19 protein-coding genes and 1 pseudogene are annotated in these 18,024 nt (G+C 54.6%); 17 read left to right on the top strand and 3 right to left on the bottom strand.

The genetic code is table 11. From position 1 onward, the window contains the following. Nucleotides 1–25: 25 nt before the first annotated feature. Together F1379_RS10465 and F1379_RS10460 are read right to left on the bottom strand one after the other, a co-directional pair. The gene (locus F1379_RS10465) at nt 26–1,063 is read right to left on the bottom strand and encodes a sensor histidine kinase (protein ID WP_150269192.1); all 1,038 of its coding nucleotides are present in this window, start codon (nt 1,061–1,063) and stop codon (nt 26–28) included. Next, nucleotides 1,060–1,746 (bottom strand): response regulator transcription factor, encoded by a 687-nt coding sequence (locus F1379_RS10460; protein ID WP_150269190.1) that lies wholly within the window; start codon nt 1,744–1,746, stop codon nt 1,060–1,062. The genes F1379_RS10465 and F1379_RS10460 overlap by 4 nt, the downstream gene beginning before the upstream one ends. Before the next feature lie 316 nt (nt 1,747–2,062). On the opposite strand from F1379_RS10460, the gene F1379_RS10455 reads away from it, so the two are divergent. The 11 genes from F1379_RS10455 to F1379_RS10405 all read left to right on the top strand — a co-directional run bounded on the left by F1379_RS10455 (nt 2,063) and on the right by F1379_RS10405 (nt 12,835). Continuing rightward, entirely contained in the window at nt 2,063–2,365 is a 303-nt protein-coding gene (locus F1379_RS10455) for a LiaF transmembrane domain-containing protein (protein ID WP_150269188.1), read from the top strand. Nucleotides 2,366–2,413: 48 nt separating this feature from the next. After that, a complete protein-coding gene (locus F1379_RS10450; RefSeq protein ID WP_150269186.1) occupies nt 2,414–3,091 on the top strand; it encodes a PspA/IM30 family protein in 678 nt (225 codons plus the stop codon). A 4-nt stretch (nt 3,092–3,095) separates the two neighbouring features. Beyond that, a complete protein-coding gene (locus F1379_RS10445) occupies nt 3,096–3,602 on the top strand; it encodes a PspC domain-containing protein (RefSeq protein WP_150269183.1) in 507 nt (168 codons plus the stop codon). Nucleotides 3,603–3,604: 2 nt separating this feature from the next. Further along, complete coding sequence (locus tag F1379_RS10440; protein WP_150269181.1) at nt 3,605–4,336, top strand: PspA/IM30 family protein; 732 nt, start codon at nt 3,605–3,607, stop codon at nt 4,334–4,336. A 589-nt stretch (nt 4,337–4,925) separates the two neighbouring features. Beyond that, entirely contained in the window at nt 4,926–5,573 is a 648-nt protein-coding gene (gene liaF / locus F1379_RS10435) for a cell wall-active antibiotics response protein LiaF (RefSeq protein ID WP_150269179.1), read from the top strand. A 49-nt stretch (nt 5,574–5,622) separates the two neighbouring features. After that, entirely contained in the window at nt 5,623–6,657 is a 1,035-nt protein-coding gene (locus tag F1379_RS10430) for a sensor histidine kinase (RefSeq protein WP_150269177.1), read from the top strand. 19 nt (nt 6,658–6,676) lie between these two features. Then, entirely contained in the window at nt 6,677–7,318 is a 642-nt protein-coding gene (locus F1379_RS10425; protein WP_150269316.1) for a response regulator, read from the top strand. A 141-nt stretch (nt 7,319–7,459) separates the two neighbouring features. Continuing rightward, nucleotides 7,460–8,053 carry a TetR/AcrR family transcriptional regulator gene (locus F1379_RS10420; protein WP_162551118.1) on the top strand — a complete coding sequence of 198 codons (594 nt, stop codon included), beginning with the start codon at nt 7,460–7,462 and terminating at the stop codon, nt 8,051–8,053. Between the two features lie 108 nt (nt 8,054–8,161). Beyond that, nucleotides 8,162–8,965 (top strand): YwmB family TATA-box binding protein, encoded by an 804-nt coding sequence (locus F1379_RS10415; protein WP_150269172.1) that lies wholly within the window; start codon nt 8,162–8,164, stop codon nt 8,963–8,965. A gap of 307 nt (nt 8,966–9,272) precedes the next feature. After that, the gene (zwf, locus tag F1379_RS10410; protein WP_150269170.1) at nt 9,273–10,823 is read left to right on the top strand and encodes a glucose-6-phosphate dehydrogenase; all 1,551 of its coding nucleotides are present in this window, start codon (nt 9,273–9,275) and stop codon (nt 10,821–10,823) included. A 431-nt stretch (nt 10,824–11,254) separates the two neighbouring features. Beyond that, complete coding sequence (locus F1379_RS10405; protein ID WP_150269168.1) at nt 11,255–12,835, top strand: peptide chain release factor 3; 1,581 nt, start codon at nt 11,255–11,257, stop codon at nt 12,833–12,835. Between the two features lie 142 nt (nt 12,836–12,977). Here the strand turns inward: F1379_RS10405 and F1379_RS10400 are convergent, their stop codons facing one another. Beyond that, the gene (locus tag F1379_RS10400; RefSeq protein WP_150269166.1) at nt 12,978–13,214 is read right to left on the bottom strand and encodes a small acid-soluble spore protein SspI; all 237 of its coding nucleotides are present in this window, start codon (nt 13,212–13,214) and stop codon (nt 12,978–12,980) included. 140 nt (nt 13,215–13,354) lie between these two features. Here F1379_RS10400 and F1379_RS10395 point away from each other — a divergent pair, with 140 nt between their 5' ends. From F1379_RS10395 to F1379_RS30280, 6 genes and pseudogenes are all read left to right on the top strand, one after another. Beyond that, nucleotides 13,355–14,017, top strand: coding sequence for a potassium channel family protein (locus F1379_RS10395; protein ID WP_150269164.1), 663 nt, complete (start codon nt 13,355–13,357; stop codon nt 14,015–14,017). 15 nt (nt 14,018–14,032) lie between these two features. Next, on the top strand, nt 14,033–14,827 hold the full coding sequence (locus F1379_RS10390) for a TrmH family RNA methyltransferase (protein ID WP_150269162.1): 795 nt from the start codon (nt 14,033–14,035) through the stop codon (nt 14,825–14,827). Nucleotides 14,828–15,216: 389 nt separating this feature from the next. Continuing rightward, nucleotides 15,217–16,131 (top strand): phosphotransferase, encoded by a 915-nt coding sequence (locus F1379_RS10385; protein WP_150269160.1) that lies wholly within the window; start codon nt 15,217–15,219, stop codon nt 16,129–16,131. Nucleotides 16,132–16,296: 165 nt separating this feature from the next. Next, nucleotides 16,297–17,061 (top strand): formylglycine-generating enzyme family protein, encoded by a 765-nt coding sequence (locus tag F1379_RS10380; RefSeq protein ID WP_150269157.1) that lies wholly within the window; start codon nt 16,297–16,299, stop codon nt 17,059–17,061. Nucleotides 17,062–17,065: 4 nt separating this feature from the next. Continuing rightward, nucleotides 17,066–17,311, top strand: a pseudogene (locus tag F1379_RS30620) (hypothetical protein); the annotation flags it as partial. Between the two features lie 126 nt (nt 17,312–17,437). Then, complete coding sequence (locus tag F1379_RS30280; RefSeq protein ID WP_239004631.1) at nt 17,438–17,932, top strand: helix-turn-helix domain-containing protein; 495 nt, start codon at nt 17,438–17,440, stop codon at nt 17,930–17,932. Nucleotides 17,933–18,024: the final 92 nt, after the last annotated feature.

Genomic DNA, 18,024 nt, shown 5'->3' with positions numbered 1-18,024 from the left:
CTGAAATCTGACGGTACCGACACAATTAGTTCTGGGGCAGATAAACAGATATTCGCGTTCCCTCACCCACGGTTGAGCTTGCCTGCATAAATCCACCCTGCCTGTTGACAATCTCCCGCGATAGAAACAGGCCGATGCCGACCCCTTCATATTCACGCGCAGCCTGTCCCCGGTAGAACCGCTTGAAGATATGCTCCAGCTCGGCGGCCGGAATGCCCATGCCGGTGTCTGTGACATCGATGCGCGTAAACATCTCATTGCTCTCGGCTTGAACCGTGATCGTTCCGCCGGCCGCTGTGTATTTCACCGCATTCTCCAGCAGGTTGAACAGAGCCTCTGCGGTCCACTGCGGATCATGGCGCGCCGCCACCTGTGAGGAACAATCGGTGCTGATGGCAATATCCTTAGCTTCCGCACGGGTGTACACCTGTGTTAGCGCCCGGCTCAGGGTCTGAATGACGGGGGCCGGAGCAGCATGAAGGGCAATCATGCCTGCTTCGAGCCGCGACAGCTTCACCAGGGAAGCGATAAGCCAGTCCAGCTTGTCCGACTGGGCGGCGATCTGGCTTACCAGGAAGCGGCTATCCTCATCCGCGCCGGGCTTTTCGTCCAGCAGCTGGCTGTACAACATAATGTTGGCGAGCGGAGTTTTGGTCTGATGGGAGATATCGGACAGCAGGGCCTTGATGTTGTTCTTTTCCGCTTCCAGGCTTTGTTCGCTGGCCTGGTTCATTTCAATATATCTGAATAAACGATGCTCCAGTGCGGACAGGCGGCTCTCCTCAAAAGGGGCGGAGGGCTTGCGGCCATGCATCGCCCCGTCCACCATCTGCTCGACCGAATCCGTCATGGCATCGAACCGGCGCCGCAGCGCCCGCTCCCGCAGCAGAGCAAGCACGAGTACTGACGATATAAAGATAACGGTTGAACCCAGCAGCTTCGGGTCCCACTCTGCTGCGGCAATAACCCTGGCTGCGTACAGTATGACAATCAATAATAATAGTAAGAAATAAATCAGTACGCCGGCATTGCGTGAACTCCGGTATAGCTGCCTCTTCTTCATGTACCCGGCTCCTCCGCCCACAGGTAGCCGAGCCCGTAGATGGTCTTGATGTATCGGGGAGAAGAGGGGTTGTCCTCGATCTTGGAGCGCAGCCGCTTAACAGCAACCGTCAAGGCGTTCTCATCGACAAATTCGGCCTCCTGCGACCAGATTTTATCCATCAGCTGCTCGCGGTGCAGAATTTGGCCGGGGTTGGCGATTAGCAGGCGGAGCAGCTTTTGTTCTGTCCTGCTGAGGATCAGCTGCTCTTCGTTCTTATAGAATTCCATTCGCGAGAAGTTAAAGCTGAGTCCTCCGGCCGTGTAGTAATCCTCGCTGCGCGCAGCCGTCCGCTTCAGCACAGCCATCACTCTTGCCCGCAGCACCATCAGGCTGAACGGCTTGGTAATGTAATCGTCGGCACCGAGCTCGAAGCCCAGCACAATATCCGGTTCCATGTCATTTGCGGTCAGGAAGATGACCGGTACCTGCGAGGTTCTGCGGACCCGCTCGCAATAATCCAGCCCGCTGCCGTCCGGAAGGTTGATATCGAGAATCAGCAGGTCGATTTTATGGGAAGTGAAGATACGCTCCGCTTCGGCCAGGTCATAGGCTTGCAGAATGGTGAGGTCACTGCGCGAAAGGGTAAGCGCGATGCCTTTATTCAGGCTGCGGTCATCTTCAACGATCAGGCATTTCATCATACAGATGCTCCTTTGGCTGAAGGGCAGCCGCGGTTATTTGGGATTGCTAGGGACCATTATACACACTCGGCCATCGGCTTGCAGTGCATTTCAGGAACCAGTTCACAGTCGTCTGACTTCAATGCTCGGCCGCAGTGTGGAAGATATCGCATTGCCCCGGCCTGCCCCGGTCCGGCCTTACCGCAGACTTCGGCCTGAGTCCAGCCCCGACTAAGGTCCAGTTCATAAAACCGTCCACGGTCTGTTTTGGGAAACCGCGCTTTACCCTAGAATAAGGATATAAGATTAAGACAAAGCGAAAGGCGGTGAGAAACAAATGTACAACAGAAAGAATAACGGACTCGCCATTGTGCTGATTGTCCTCGGAGCGATTATGCTGCTCGGCATTGCACTGCCCCTGATTCACGGGATCTTCCGCATCTTATTCCCGGTACTGCTCATTGCTCTTGGTTACTACGGAATTAAGAGCGGCCGTAAGATTATCGGCTGGATCGTATTGTTCATCGGTGTCATGTCGCTGCTTTCCAAGCTTTCCTGGATTATCGGACCGCTGCTGGGTATCGCGCTGGTAGTATGGGGCATCTCGGTATTGCGCGGAGGACATAGAAGAACCTACTAGTAGATGAATATAATTACTTAATGAGAAGCAAGGAGGGAGCAGGTAATCATGAGTGTTTTTCGCCGCATGAGGGACATTACGGTAGCCAATCTAAATGAACGTCTGGAGCAGAGCCAGGACCCGGTGAAGCTGATCGACCAATTTCTTCACACCACCCGGGAAGAGATTGCCGAAGTGGAACGGCTGCACCAGCAATATGCTTCACATACCAAGCAGTTGCAGCAACAGGTCAACCAGGCGACTGCAATGCGCAATAAACGTGAGGAGCAGGCTTTGCTGGCGCTGAAGGCCGGCGAGGACCATCTGGCCAAGCTGGCGCTCCAGGAGAAGATCATCCATGAAGAGAAGCTTGAGCAATACAGCGGGCTGCTTCAGCAAAGCCAGGAATCGCTTTATGAACTGGAAAGCCAGCTTAACGAGCTCAAGATGGAATATCAGACGGTGTACAGCAAGCGCCAGTATTATGCGGCCCGGATGGAATCGCTCCGGCTGCAGCAGCGCATGAACCAGCGGGCCACCGCTTACGGAACCGGCGCTGACGTTCCCAAGATGTTCGGCCGGCTTGAAGACCGGATGACCGACTGGGAGCTGGAGGCCAAGAGCCTGCGCGACTTGCGCCGCATGGGCCAGGAATTCGCCCTGCAGACCGGCGAGACCGTAGCTTCGGTGCTGGAGCGGGAAATGGCCCGGCTCAAGGAGAAGCTGAACAATGACGGAAAGGAGTAGGACCATGACCCGATTGTATCGTTCAACCCGTGACAAGGTAATGACGGGGCTGGCAGGAGGATTGTCCGAGACACTCGGTATCGACTCCACTCTGTTCCGTATCCTGCTGCTGGTCAGCATTGTGTTCACCGGCGGCGCGGTAATCGTGGTGTACTTCATCGCCGCGCTGGTTATCCCGAAAGAGCCGACGCAGTATAATCCGTTCGGCCCGGGACCCGGACACGGTCCATATGGCGGACCTTACGGCAATCCTTATCAGGGAGGCCCCGCCGGCTACGGCCAAGGTCCCCAGGGAGGTTACGGCCCGCAGGGACAAGGCGGATACGGCCCGTACCACGGGCAGCCTGGCGCCGGTCATACTGCTCATACCGCTCATAATAAAGCAGGAGCTTACTCGGCACAGGACTCCGGTCTGGATGCCATGATGAAGGATATCGAGAAGAAGGCAATGCAGAAGGAAATTGAAGAATTGAAACGCAAACTTGCCAAATACGAGAAGGGAGAAATGTAATCATGGGAGTATTCAAACGGATTAAAGATATGACTAAGGCGTCGGTGAACGACCTGCTGGATAAGGTAGAGGACCCGATTGTAATGCTGAACCAATATCTGCGCGACATGGAGGCTGAGATTCACGAAGCCGAAGTGACCGTGGCCAAGCAAATGGCTAACGAGCGCCGCATGAAGCAGCGTGTAGAGGAAGCGGCCAAGATGGCCGGCCAGCGCGGTGCCCAAGCCGAGCTTGCGCTAAAGAACGGTCAGGAGGAAGTGGCCCGCAAGCTGCTGGAAGAGAAGATTTACTTCGACCAGAAGTATGCCGAGTACAGCGACCTGCATACCCAGGCGGAAGTTCAGGCCAAGGAACTGGTGCAGCAGCTGCATGAAATGAAGGATGAGTTCTACAAGCTGCGCAACAAGCGCAATGAGCTGGTATCCCGTGCACAAATGGCCAAGGCCAAGAAGCAAATGTCGCAGATCAGCAGCGTGCATTCAATCGAGAGCGGAGCCGCTTCCCTGGGCTTCCACCGCATGGAAGAGAAGATCATGCAGCTTGAAGCCGAAGCCGACGTGCTGCGCGCCCCTTACAGCCCATCGGCCGCTTACAGCAAGCCGGTGGATGTTGAGAAGCAGCTGAAAGTGGATGAGCAGCTGGCTGCGCTGAAGAGCAAGCTGAACGGTGCGCCTGCGGCAACAGCAGCACCTGCCGCTGCCAATGCACCAGCCCAGGACAAAAAAGATAAGTAAAGCCTGTTCCTAAACCGCAGGCCAGTATGATATGCTGAATTAGGTCAAAGCCATACGGTATGGGTCACCATACCGGTATGGCTTTTATAGCGGTAAGAGAGGTATGGATAAGCCTCGGTTGTAGCGCGTAGTATGAGTGTTAGGTGTAGGTCCATGACTCAATAACCTGACTATTTTTTGATGTAACTGTATTTCCTACAATTATTCGGGTAAAATCCGCTGCTATTACCGGTATAGTTGCAGTTTCTGCAATTAAAGTCTGCATAAACCGCCGATAGGAAAGAAAACTATCTTTTTAGTTGTATGAAATGCAGTTATCTCCTCTAAAATGGATTGGTTGAACGAATTAGATGTACAAAGTGCAACTAACAGCCAGGAGGCGGTGTACGGATGCTAGACATCCCGACCGTGATGGCTCTCCTTTTTGATCAGAAGACATTGCCTTAATGAGTTTGGAGATTGACCGGCTGCTACCGGGCCAAAGAGTCAAGGACGCCCTATGGGCCGGAATAGACGGTGAACATCCAAGCAAGAGCATGGCGGAAGCAGGCCTAATTTACACTTATAAATTACTGCAGGAGGTGCGAATATGGATAAACGAAGCCGGATGATTGCCATTGGACTGATCGGTATCGGCTGCTTGATGATATTTGGCAGATGGATCGGCTTTTTCTCCATTGTCGCGCTTGTGCTCCTGCTCCTTGGGGTATACCGTACAACTATGGGCAAAGTGAAGCAGGGCTATATGCTGCTGGGGATCGGGGCGGCGCTGCTGCTGCTGGATCACCTCGTGCTGGTGCTGGGGATCTGCCTGATCTCGCTCGGGCTGTTCTTCGCCAAGTCCAAGAAGCTGCAAAGCGGGCGGAATTTTATGCAGAAGCAGAGCTTCTCTTCCCGGTTCGACTGGGAGCTGTCCCCCTGGATCATGAAGAGCCTGAGCTCCTGGCATGTGCTGGGGGAGGCCGATGTGGATCTGTCGCTGGCGATGGCCGAGGACAAGGAGACCATGATGCTGTTTCAGGGGATATTTGGCGATGTGGATATTCTGTTGTCCGATAATTACGGGGTGGAGATCGAGGCGTTTGTGCTGTTCGGCTCTATTGAGTTCGGTGACCACCGCGACACCGGTATGCTCAACCGGCTAAACTGGAAATCCGCCAATTATGACAGCAGCGAGCAAAAGGTGAAATTTTATGTGTCTTATCTGATCGGCGATCTGGATATCCGGGTATCCTGAAGCAGGCCGGACCGGGCGTTGATTTGAAGAGGGAGGGTGAGTGCCGCAGATGGACAAGAAGAACAGCAATATGGTCATACGCAGCATGGGCGAAGGGGCTTTGTTCTCCTTGGTCATGCTGCTTGTGATTCTCTATCTGATGTATACATACGGTTATTTGCGGCCTTTTGACGATTGGACCTTCGGTTTGCAGACCGCAGTGACGCTCGTCCTGCTGCCCGTAGTCTTTGGTACCGGTTTTGGATTCTACCAGGGGTTCCGCACGAAACGAAGGCTGGAGCGGCTGCGGGAGACGCTGGTCTCCTGGGAAAAAGGCAATCTGTCCTCCGCCATCCCGGAGCTCGGCACCGATGAGCTTGGGCGGCTCGGCGAGCAGATCGGACGGATCAGCGGCAAATGGGAGAACCAGGTCAACACGCTGCAGCGGCTGTCCACCAATAATGCCAAGCTGGCCGAGCAGGCGCGGGGCTCAGCAATTATGGAGGAACGGCAGCGCCTGGCCCGTGAGCTGCATGATGCGGTCTCGCAGCAGCTGTTCGCTATTTCGATGACGGCGACGGCGGTCGGGCGGACGCTGGAGAAGGACTTCGACAAGGCACAGCGGCAGATTGCCCTGATCGAGGAGATGGCTGCCGTCGCCCAGTCGGAGATGCGCGCGCTGCTGCTGCATCTCCGTCCGGTGTATCTGGAGGGCAAGGGGCTGGAACAGGGCATCCGTGAGCTGATCAAGGAGCTGGAGATCAAGGTGCCGCTTGATATTGTGTGCGAGATTGACCCTGAGATTCAACTGCTCAAAGGGGTGGAGAATCATTTGTTCCGCATCGTACAGGAGTCCATATCGAACACCCTGCGCCATGCCAAGGCGGAGAAGATGGAGATCCGGCTGCAGAAACGCGGCGATACTGTACGCCTTACGCTGCGCGATGACGGTGTCGGCTTCGAGCTGGATGAGAGCAAGCTGACATCCTATGGACTGTCGAATATGCAGGAGCGCATCGTGGAGACCGGAGGGTCGATCCAGTTCATTACCGCACCGGGTAAGGGAATGCGCATTGAAGTGACCGTACCGTTAATGAAGGAATAGGAGGAGAAGCAGCTTGGAAATGGAGGAAGCGATCAAGGTTCTGCTGGTGGACGACCATGAGATGGTCCGCATCGGGCTGGCCGCTGTGCTCGGCACCGAAGACGGCATCGAGGTGGTCGGCGAAGCCGGAAGCGGAGAGGAAGGCATCCGTCTGGCGCGGGAATATAACCCTGACGTGGTGCTGATGGATCTGGTGATGGAAGGCATGGATGGCATTGAGACGACCCGCCAGCTGATGAAGCTGTTTCCCGACTGTAAGGTTATCGTGCTGACCAGTTATCTCGACGACGAGAAGATGTATCCGGTTATCGAAGCCGGCGCGTTCAGTTATCTGCTGAAGACGTCGCGTGCAAGCGAGGTGGCGGATGCCATCCGCGCAGCAGCCAGAGGGCAGTCGGTGCTGGAGTCGCAGGTTGCCTCCAAGATGATGAACCGGTTCCGCAACAAGGCCGAAGCGCCGGCCTACAAGGAGCTTACCGACCGGGAGATGGAAGTGCTGCGGCTGCTGGCCCAGGGCAAGTCCAACCAGGACATCGCCGACCAGCTGATCATCGGCATCAAGACGGTCAAATTCCATGTGACGAATATATTGGCCAAGCTGGATGTCGAGGACCGGACCCAGGCGGCCATTTATGCTTATAAGAACGGGCTGGCGGAATAGACGCCGGGCCGTTTTTGTTTGCGGAGAGAGGGGCAGGAAATCAAGTTACTTTATACAAAAGGATATCTTATCGTTACTTTGTTACTGCGGGTTAATTAGTTCCTCTTTATGCGGTATGATTATACCCGAGGTGAGTCTATAATGGCGCGCAAAAGAAACGAGGAGCTGTGGCTGCAGAAACGGGGCAAGATTATCGCGGCGGCGGAAAAGCTGTTCGCTTCCGGCGGGTTCGCCGGGACTAGCATCTCCAGTGTGGCCGAAGAGTTGGGTATCAGCCATGCGCTGATCTTTACTTATTTCGAGAATAAGGAGGAGCTGATCCGTGCGGTGGTGCTGGAGCCCCTGTCAGAGACGATGGAGGCATACCGCTCGCTGTTTGAGGCAGAAACAGAAGTGATTGAAACGCTGACCCGGCTGGTTGATTTGCAGGTTAAACAGTGGCTGCAGCGGGCAATGTTTCTGCGGGTGGTTCAGCAGGTCTTAGGCCAGCCGGAGCAACATCCCGAGCTGACGGCGGCAGTTCACAGACACGGGGAGCAGGTTGTCGCCAAGCTGATTCCTCTGATCGAACGCGGTCAGCAGGCAGGGGTGCTGGCTCCAGGAGATCCGTACGTAATCAGTTGGACCTACTTTGCTTATGTCAACGGTGCCGGGGCGATCTTTCCGGAGGAGGCCAGCCGCTTGGCCGAAGAGACGGCAGGCTACGCGCTGCGTATTTTTGGAATCCGTAATTGACTGTAAAGCCATCCTTCAGGAGCCGAACGTCCTCATAGGTATAAAAGCATCTGTTCCTGGCTATCCTTCTAGTAGATTGCTAGATTCGGATGAGAGGAAGATGGACGGATGAAGCTGCGGAACCACGGGAGAGGACATTGGAGAATGCTGCTGGCCACGGGGCTGTGCGTGGCAGCGCTGTTGCTGCTGGCTGGGTTCCGCAGCGGCGAAGCTGCAGGCACGCCGGAGACGGGAGCCTCCGGTTCCGCGGCTCTGGGTCAGCCGCTCCGGCAGCTGGCGGCGGCCGGAGCCGCCGCTATGGAAGCGGGCGCGCCGCAGCGGCTGGTGCTGAAGTGGCAGGGCACGTACAGCGGCCCGGGAGCAGTGGCCCGGGAAGCAGCCGCAGCTCTGGCGCAGCGGCTGGGGCTTGGCCCGGTGCAGGCAGGGGACGAAGACGGACACGTTGCATACCGCGCGTCCGCCGAAGCTGAAGCTGCCGGCAAGGCGTCCTTGTTCTGGAGTGAGCTTGGCAACGGCACGAGCTATGTGATCGTAACACTGGAGACGCCGGACTGGCAGGCAGACGGCGGATTCGAGGCCGCTGCCGAAGCGACGGGCAGAGCGCTGCAGGCGGCGGGCGTCGCGGCCGAGTGGAACGCGTCGCTGCAAGGAACGGCAGCAGCGCAAGGGACGCCCGGCGCAGCGCTGGGCAGAATCGAGTCCGTGCTTGCCGGGGTCTTCACCGCGCCGCAGGCAGAGGAAGCCTACACGGACGAGTCCACCGCCAGCCGCTCATACCGCGTTCCGGGGATGGAACGCTTCGTGAAGAGCGGCGGGCATGACATCGCCCTGCAGGCGGCGGTGCACCGGGATAGCCGGGACGGCGCGAACCGGCTGACCCTTGGATTGCCGCTGATTACGGTTGAATATTAGACCCGGCAATCGTCCGAAAGGGCTGGTGCAGCAGCAGGCTCCGCGTTGCGGAGCTTTTGGCATAAGGTTATAATAGCTGTGTTCCTGAATCTGGATGAGAAATATGGGCAACTTATATAAGCGGGAGTTTGCAAACGGATAAGAAAATGTAATGGAAAATTGCGAAATCCCGAGAAAAACTGTCAGGAATCTGATAGCATCATTTCTGCGAATATGATAAAATGACATCACGCCGTCATGCGTTTCTTGTACTATCCGGCGCTGAGAATGATTGTCAACTATATTACATACAGAGAGATGAGGAGCCATGGCTGAAAATCAAACCCTTGATGCATTGCATACCCCCGGTGCCGTATTCTTTATTTTTGGGGCAACCGGAGATCTGGCCCGGCGCAAGCTATTTCCGGCGATTTACAGTTTGTACCGCGAAGGCAAGCTGACCCATGATTTTGCGGTCATTGGCGTGGCTCGCCGTCCCCGCTCCCAGGAGGAATTCCGGGAGGATGTGAAAGAGTCTATCCGTGAGTTCTGCCGCTACCAGGCGGGAGATGCGGAGGGATGGAATGAGTTCGTACAGCATTTTGAATACAAGTCCCTGGACATCAACAATATTGACGGCTTCCGTGAGCTGAATGCACAGACCGAAGCCATCGAAGCGAAGTTCGGCATTCCGGGCAACCGGCTGTTCTATCTGGCCCTGGCGCCTGAGCTGTTCGGCAGCGTCTCGTTCAACCTGCAGGCAGGCGGCATGCTGGAGAGCCCCGGCTGGAACCGACTGGTGATCGAGAAGCCATTCGGCTATAACCTGGAATCGGCGGAGGAGCTGAACGAGCAGATCCGTCAGGTATTCAAGGAAGAGGAAATCTACCGGATCGACCATTACCTGGGCAAGGAAATGGTGCAGAATATCGAAGTCATCCGCTTCGCCAACGCCTTTTTCGAGCCGCTCTGGAACAACAAGCATATCGCCAATGTGCAGATTACGCTTGGCGAGACTGTAGGCGTCGAAGAGCGCGGCGGGTATTACGACCATGCGGGGGCACTGCGCGATATGGGACAGAACCATATGCTGCAGCTCCTGACGATGATTGCCATGGAGCCGCCGAGCCGCCTGCTCGCCGAGGATATTCGCGACGAGAAGGTGAAGGTGCTGCGCTCCCTGCGGCCGTACGCTTCCGCCGAGGAAGTGCGCGAGAACGTGGTGCGCGGACAATATACGCAAGGGCTCTACAAAGGCAAGACCTTGCCGGCTTACCGCCAGGAAGACAAGGTGGACCCGGAATCGAATACCGAGACGTATTTTGCGGCTCGTGTGTTCGTCGACAACTTCCGCTGGGCGGGCGTGCCGTTCTATATCCGTACCGGCAAACGGCTGCCGGTGAAGACCACCGAAGTAGTGGTGGAATTCAAGGGCATGCCGACGAACGTGTATCTCGGCCAGAAGCATAAGCTGGAGCCGAACCTGCTCGTCATCCGCGTCAACCCGATGGAAGGCATCTATGTCAAGATCAATGCCAAGAAGCCGGGCTCGGAATCGGAGATTCAGCCGCTGGCAATGGACTTCTGCCAGAGCTGCATGGTCGGCATCAACTCGCCGGAAGCTTACGAGCGTCTGCTGCATGATGCAGCGCGCGGCGATTCGACCTACTTCACCCGCTGGGATGAAGTGTCCTCGGCCTGGTCCTTCGTGGACCGTATTGCTAAGGCCTGGAAGGAAGAAGCCGGCGACCTGGCTTCGTACCCTGCCGGCTCGTGGGGGCCGGTTGAAGCGGAGCAGCTGCTGGCCCGCGAAGGCTTCCACTGGTGGCCGGTCAACGGCCAGGAAGAAGACAACGTGGTATGGAGCGTTAATAGCTAAGTTATAACGGATTATCTTGGGGAGTTGCCCGTTCCGGTCACACAGTGACGGGAGCGGACAGCTCCCTGTCTGTATTCGGGCGGACTACGATGCTAAGAGCGTGGAGACAGTAAGCTATAGGGCTATGCAGGGTGTATTCCCGCAGGTAGAGAAGACATGGCACTGATTTCCGGTCAGTGTCATTTTTTATTTATATATCTTGCGGGTTTCCGCCGCTTTGGTGTAGATAATGCCCGCCGGATTTTGTTATACTGATAAGGATGCATTTTTGTATGGTACCCGGGATTAAAGCTGTGTGAAGAGGTTATAATGAACAATCCACAGATGAAGGGAATAGATCAGGAATGAGCAGAGCACCCATTTGATCTCCTGGCCGGTCAGCATAGGCACGGATTAACGAATTTATAGATGAAGGGATATGTGCAAAACCTATGGCAGCGGATCAGAAGCTGAAGCAGGAAGTGGACAAACGCAGAACGTTTGCGATCATTTCCCACCCCGATGCGGGGAAAACGACATTAACGGAGAAGCTGCTGTTGTTCGGCGGCGCGATCCGGCTGGCAGGAACGGTCAAGGCCCGCAAAGCAAGCAAGCATGCGACAAGTGACTGGATGGAAATCGAGAAGCAGCGCGGAATCTCGGTAACGTCATCCGTCATGCAGTTCGATTATTTAGACCACCGGGTGAACATCCTTGATACGCCGGGTCACCAGGATTTCAGTGAGGACACGTACCGGACGCTGACGGCTGCGGACAGTGCGGTCATGCTGATTGACGTAGCGAAGGGCGTGGAAGCACAGACGATCAAGCTGTTCCAGGTCTGTGCGAAGCGCGGTATTCCGATCTTCACGTTCATCAACAAGCTGGACCGCGAGGGCCAGAGCCCGTTCGACCTGATGGAGGAGCTGGAGAATGTACTGGGCATCCGCTCCGTACCGATGAACTGGCCGATCGGCAGCGGCCGCGAGCTGTGCGGCGTCTACGACCGGATGAAGAATCAGGTGGAGCTGTTCCAGGGCGACGACCACAGCGTAATCAAAGTGCAGAAGGTGGAGAGCTACCGCGACCCGATCATCCGCGAGATGGCCGGTGAATACCTGCATGATCAGCTGTGCCAGGATCTGGAGCTGCTCGATGTGGCCGGAGATGCGTTCGATTATGACAAAGTATTGCGCGGCGAGCTGACCCCGGTCTTCTTCGGCAGTGCGATCAACAATTTCGGTGTGCAGACATTCCTGGATAACTTCCTGGAGCTGGCACCGAAGCCCGAGCCGCGCCGCAGTACGGCAGGTTCCATTGAACCGACGAATGAGAAATTCACCGGCTATGTGTTCAAAATCCAGGCCAACATGAACCCGGCGCACCGTGACCGGATCGCCTTCCTGCGGATTGTCTCGGGCAAGTTCGAGCGCGGCATGAGCGTGAAGCATGTGCGTGCGGGCAAAGACATCAAGCTGTCCCAGCCGCAGCAGTTCCTGGCCCAGGACCGGGATATCGTCGAAGAGGCTTATCCGGGCGACATTATCGGCTTGTTCGATCCCGGCATCTTCCGGATCGGCGATACACTGAGCCAGGCGGGAGAGATGGAGTTCGATGAGCTGCCGACGTTCTCGCCGGAGATTTTCTCCAAAGTGAGCATCAAGAATGCACTGAAATCGAAGCAGTTCCAGAAGGGGATTGACCAGCTGACCGAAGAAGGGATGATCCAGGTCTTCCGTACGGTTAACTTCGACGATATAATTCTCGGGGTGGTCGGGCAGCTGCAGTTCGAGGTGTTCGAGTACCGGATGAAGGGCGAATATGGCGTGGATGTTCAGCTGCAGCGGATGTCCTATCAGTTCGCGCGCTGGATTGTTGATGAGAACAAGCCGGACCCGGCGAAGTTCCGGATCAACTCCACCCTTGTAACCGACAAAAAGGGCAATTATGTCGTGCTGTTCGAGAATGAATACGCGATGCGTACCGCCATGGAGAAGAATCCAAGCGCCAAGTTCCTGGAGACGGCTCCGTAAGCACGCGGTGCCAGGACAATGGCAGCAGTGAATTCCATGCTTAGCGGTTATCCCGCGTAGGCGTAACAAATGTAACCTCCGCCCCATAGCGTGCTGCTGGCATGCCGGGTGCGGAGGTTTTTTGGCGATACGAAGCGGGTCCTTAGGAAGTAATGGAGCCGGGTGTGACCTTCTCCAGATGGCGGTGCAGTTTGGCGACCAGATGATCCTGCTTGGCCTCGCTGAGGTCCGGCCACATCATTTCGAACACGGCTCCGAGACCCGGCAGTGCCGCTTCCGGCCCGCCAATAGAGCCTTCAATCATCGCTTTCAGCTCTTCCTCGGATTGACCGTGGACTTTATGCAGGATCGCCTGGCGCAAATCAATGGTTACCGGCATGCTTTAACCTCCCGATGGTTAGTTTGATTCGTACCCTGTATTACTGTGCCCGTCCGCACACCTGAAAATTCAAGTTTACGGGGGCTTGTGCTATACTACTTGGAGATGTATTCGCGCAAGTGGGAGGGACAGACTAGACTATGGCCAAAAAACAATACGCCGTCATCGGCATGGGCCGGTTCGGCTCCAGTGTGGCCAAGACACTCAGCGGTATGGGCTTCGATGTGCTGGCAATTGATGCGGACGAGCAGCGTACCCAGGAAATCTCCGGCATCGTGACGCATGCCGTGTCGGCGGACTGTACCGATGAAGAAGCGCTGCGGGCGCTGGGGATACGGAACTTCGACGTCGTGGTGGTGGCCATCGGGGAGGATATCCAGTCCAGCATTCTGACAACGCTGATCCTCAAGGATCTGGGGGTGCCGAACATTCTGGTCAAAGCCAGAAACGAGCTGCACGGCAAGGTGCTGAGCAAGATCGGCGCCGACAAGGTCGTGTTCCCTGAACGGGATATGGGCGCGCGGGTCGCACATCATCTGGCTTCGCCGAACATTCTCGACTATATCGAGCTGTCGCCGGATTACAGTATTCTGGACATGAAGGCGCCGCAACAAATGATCGGCAAAAACCTGCAGGAGCTTAACATCCGCGCCAAATTCGGCTGCAACGTGATGGCGATCCGCCGGGGGGAAGAGATGAACATTTCGCCGCGGGCCGAGGACAAGCTGAAGCCTGGAGACGTCCTGGTCATCGTTGGCCGGAAGGACAATCTGACCAAGCTTGAGCTGGCTTACCATAGTTAAGAAAGGCAGGAACATATGGAAATATTATCGCCGCAAAATACGCGGGTTAAAGAATGGGCCGGACTGCAGGAGAAGAAGCACCGTGACAAGTCCGGCAAATATATTGTGGAGGGAATTCATCTGGTGCAGGAGGCGCTGTTGGCCTCGGCCGAGGTGGAGATTCTCGCATTTGATGTAGACAAGGGCATGCCCGCCGAACTGAAGCCGCTGCTGCAATCCGTGCAGGCCATGGAGGTCATCGGCGTATCGGCGGCCGTCATCGGCAAGGTGAGCAGCACCAATACGCCGCAGCCGGTGTTCGCCGTCATCCGCAAGGAACGGCAGGGCGTGGAGACGATCCTGGCACAGCAGGGCAGTCTGGTCGTTGTCCTTGACGGGGTGCAGGACCCCGGCAATGTCGGCACGATCATCCGCAGCGCCGATGCGGCGGGTGCGGATGGCGTTATCCTCGGCCACGGCTGCGCCGACCTGTATAACCCGAAGACCATCCGCTCGACGATGGGCTCGCTGTTCCACCTCCCGGTCGCCGAGGCCGATCTGGCAGAGGTGCTGCCGCAGGCCCGTGAGCGCGGAACGCTGCTGGTCAGCACCTCGCTGGCCGGCACGGACTCCTGCTACACGCATGACTTCGGCGGCAGCCAGTGGCTGCTCATCGGCAGCGAGGGCCAGGGCATCTCGCCGCAGACGGCCGCGCTCGTCGACAAGAGCATCATTATCCCGATGGCGGGCCGGGCCGAATCGCTGAACGCGGCGATGGCGGCGACGGTGCTGCTGTTCGAGGCGATGCGGCAGCGGGGATTCAGTTCTTGAATAAGGCGATAAGTTAGTGAGTTGTAATTCACTTGTCATCGTTAGGAACGCAGTTTTCTATAGGTATGTAACGATTTCTATAATTTAAGTCCTGATAATCAAGAAACCCTTGGTTTATCAGGGCTTTTTTAATTTTCGGACTGATTTTATGTGGAATTTTGGCAGGCATGATCCAGCTTCTTATGAAAGGCTATTAACATGCAAAAGAACTTGTACAGTGCCACTGAAAGTATAATTTAAAGAATGTATGTCAAAAGCCAGTAAAGTTATAGACTGAGATAATAAAGCATTAGTATTCCAGTATTTCATTAAGCTAACGGACAGTTATACGTAACTTCCAGGGAATGTAAACGTCTAAATAAAATAAGGAACGAGGAGGCAGATATTTCATGGGAGGAACGAATGTATGGGATGCGGAGTGGGAGGTTAACGAAGAGCAGGCGCGGACACTGATCGGCAGACAATTCCCTCAGCTGTCATCGAAGCAAGTGAAGCGATTGGGCTGGGGCTGGGATAATACGGTTTTTCTCATCGGTGACGAGTATGTGTTCCGGTTTCCAAGAAGAACGATTGCAGTTGGCTCGATTCGAATGGAAGGGAAGTTGCTGCCGAAGCTGGGGGCATATATGAGCATCTCCTATCCGAAACCGTTGTTTTATGGCGAAGCAAGTGACGAATACCCGGCACCATTTCTTGGCTATGCCTACGTGCCAGGAGATTTCCCCATCGGTTTGACGGAAGAACGCCGGGCTTTATCGGCAGAGACGCTGGCGAAATTTTTGCGGAGATTGCATGAGTTTCCGGTACAGGCGGCGCTGAAGTGCGGAGTTCAGCAAGATCATCGAAGCTTGACGGACATAGCATCGCGTAAAGTGAAATTGGAGGGCTTTCTATCGAAGGTGGTTGAACACTTGTCGCCGGAGGAGTCCGGTGTGATCGAAGCGTATATTAGCAGGTTGCAAACGGACCGTGTCGAGGCGGTGAATGCACTGCTACATGGCGATCTTCATTTCAAAAATATGCTTGTGAATGAGAACGGGATCGTTTCCGGCATCATTGATTGGGGCGATCTGAGCGTAGGCCATCCGGCTTGCGATTTGAGCGTTGCTTACAGCTTTTTACCACCTTACGCTCGCGGCGTGTTTTTCGAAACTTACGGAGGAGCGGACGAGGAAACGAAGCTGCTGGCGCGGCTGATCGCGGTATACATCCCCGTACTGATCTTGATGCAAGCGGTCGATGACGGGAATGAAGCGATTGCGGCAGAGGCGAAATCCAACATCATGCGGGCACTGTCGGATTAAGGTACGATTCGCCTTCTCTGATGCTGCTTTATGTTGAGGAACACGAAATTCAACAGAGTAAGTCGTTGCGCTAACGGGAAACATTAGCTGACCAAGTGAATCCTATCATAAGTAGGAAAAGTTCTATCTGTTAAAATGTTATAACTGAATCGAGAGGGGGCTAACATGACAAATCCAAAGTACGGAAGTGACATAGAGTATTTTCAAAAAGAGCTAATGAACTTGATGGTACCACTACAGGGAGGAACCATAGAATTACGTGATTATTTGAATATGAATAAATGGTTTAGTTCTGATTACACGTTATCAAGCCCCGGAAATAATAAAAAGGCCATAACCTGGACTGCAACAATCGAACCTTTCTATGTAATGAAGTATCCGGTAACACAGCAGTTGTATCATTTTGTCATGCATGAAGAAGAAATAGAGCCGATGATCAATAACCTGCCGATTGCGGAAGTTTCATGGATAGATTCCATTTCCTTTTGTAATAAACTGTCCAGAATGCTTGGCAGAACTGAATGCTACACAATCACAGATGAGAGTGAACATACGATTTTTAAAAAGACAGCGAATGGCTTTCGATTATTATCAGACGCTGAATGGCAGTATGCCTGCAAAGCGGGAACAACGGGATATCGGTATGGAAGTATTGATCAAATTGCCTGGTATCAAGAGAACTCCGATGGATCAGTTCATCCAGTAGGACAGTTGCTTCCTAACCCGTGGGGGCTTTTTGATATGATTGGGAACGTATGGGAATGGTGTTGGGATTTATATGATACTGAACGATATGGGAACTATAGAGTCTTCCGGGGAGGTAGCTGGGCCGAAGCCCAGAACAACTGCGGTTCTACGAGTAGAAGGAAAAGCATGCCCGATTTCAAGATAGACGACCTTGGCTTTAGAATTGCCCTTACCAAAGTTTGAGAAAATGAAATCGGGCTGTCCCGGAGAATGGCGGCTACTCCCAGCTTTCGATTCCGAGTGTGTCCTTGTACGCACCCGGATAAGACTCGGGAATTTCAACTGCACCGGCAGATTTTTGATAGCTGGACATTTCTGCGTAGCGGATGATTACGCCATACACCGGCCATCGGGCAGCAGAGATTGGCTGATGATCTATACCATCTCCGGCGAAGGTCAGATTCAATCCAGGCAGGAGGCAGTGTCCTGCACCGCCGGCGATATATCCATTCTGCCGCCGGGAATGCCGCATCATTACAGCAGGTCTGAACAGAAATTTATCTTCCAGCACATCCCGTCTGCGGAGCTGCGCCGCTCCATTCAGGAGGCTCTGATGCGTATGGTCACCCATGAACCTCCCGGCGTAACTTCAATGCTTCACCGCCGGCTGTCTGAGCTTGCGCTGGAGGAAGCGCTTGTTCATGTTCAATTAAGTGCAAATCAGGAGCATAGCGTTTCAATGGATCCGAGAATCTCCGATATTCTAAGGGACTTGCAGCTGCATCCGGCGCAGAAGGTGAGCTTACCTGAGCTTGCCAGGACAAGCTGCTTATCCATTTCCCGTTTGTCCCATCTGTTCAAGGAGCAGGTGGGGGACACGATTCTGAATACACTCAATAAGTTCAGAATGGAGAGGGCTGCCCAGCTTCTTGCCGGTACACAGCGTCAGGTGGCCGAGATTGCTGCCGACGTTGGATTTGAATGTGCAATGAAACCAGTATATAGTCCAGTGCAAAGGATTTTGTTTGCTGTGAAGGCGATATGGAGGTGCATATCGGCATTTCCTTGCTTTATTTTTAAACAAGCCTCGGTGTGGTCTGATACAAGAAAATAATCCATCTTATTCCGAACTTCCTGAATTGTTACCCTAATGGGGTTCCTGTATTGTGGAGTTATCCAATTAACTTTACACACAGGAGTGATAAC

The sequence above is a fragment of the Paenibacillus tepidiphilus genome, from assembly GCF_008635795.1.
Classification (GTDB): Bacteria; Bacillota; Bacilli; order Paenibacillales; family Paenibacillaceae; genus Paenibacillus_AQ; species Paenibacillus_AQ tepidiphilus.
This window is presented reverse-complemented; position numbering and strand designations above follow the sequence as displayed.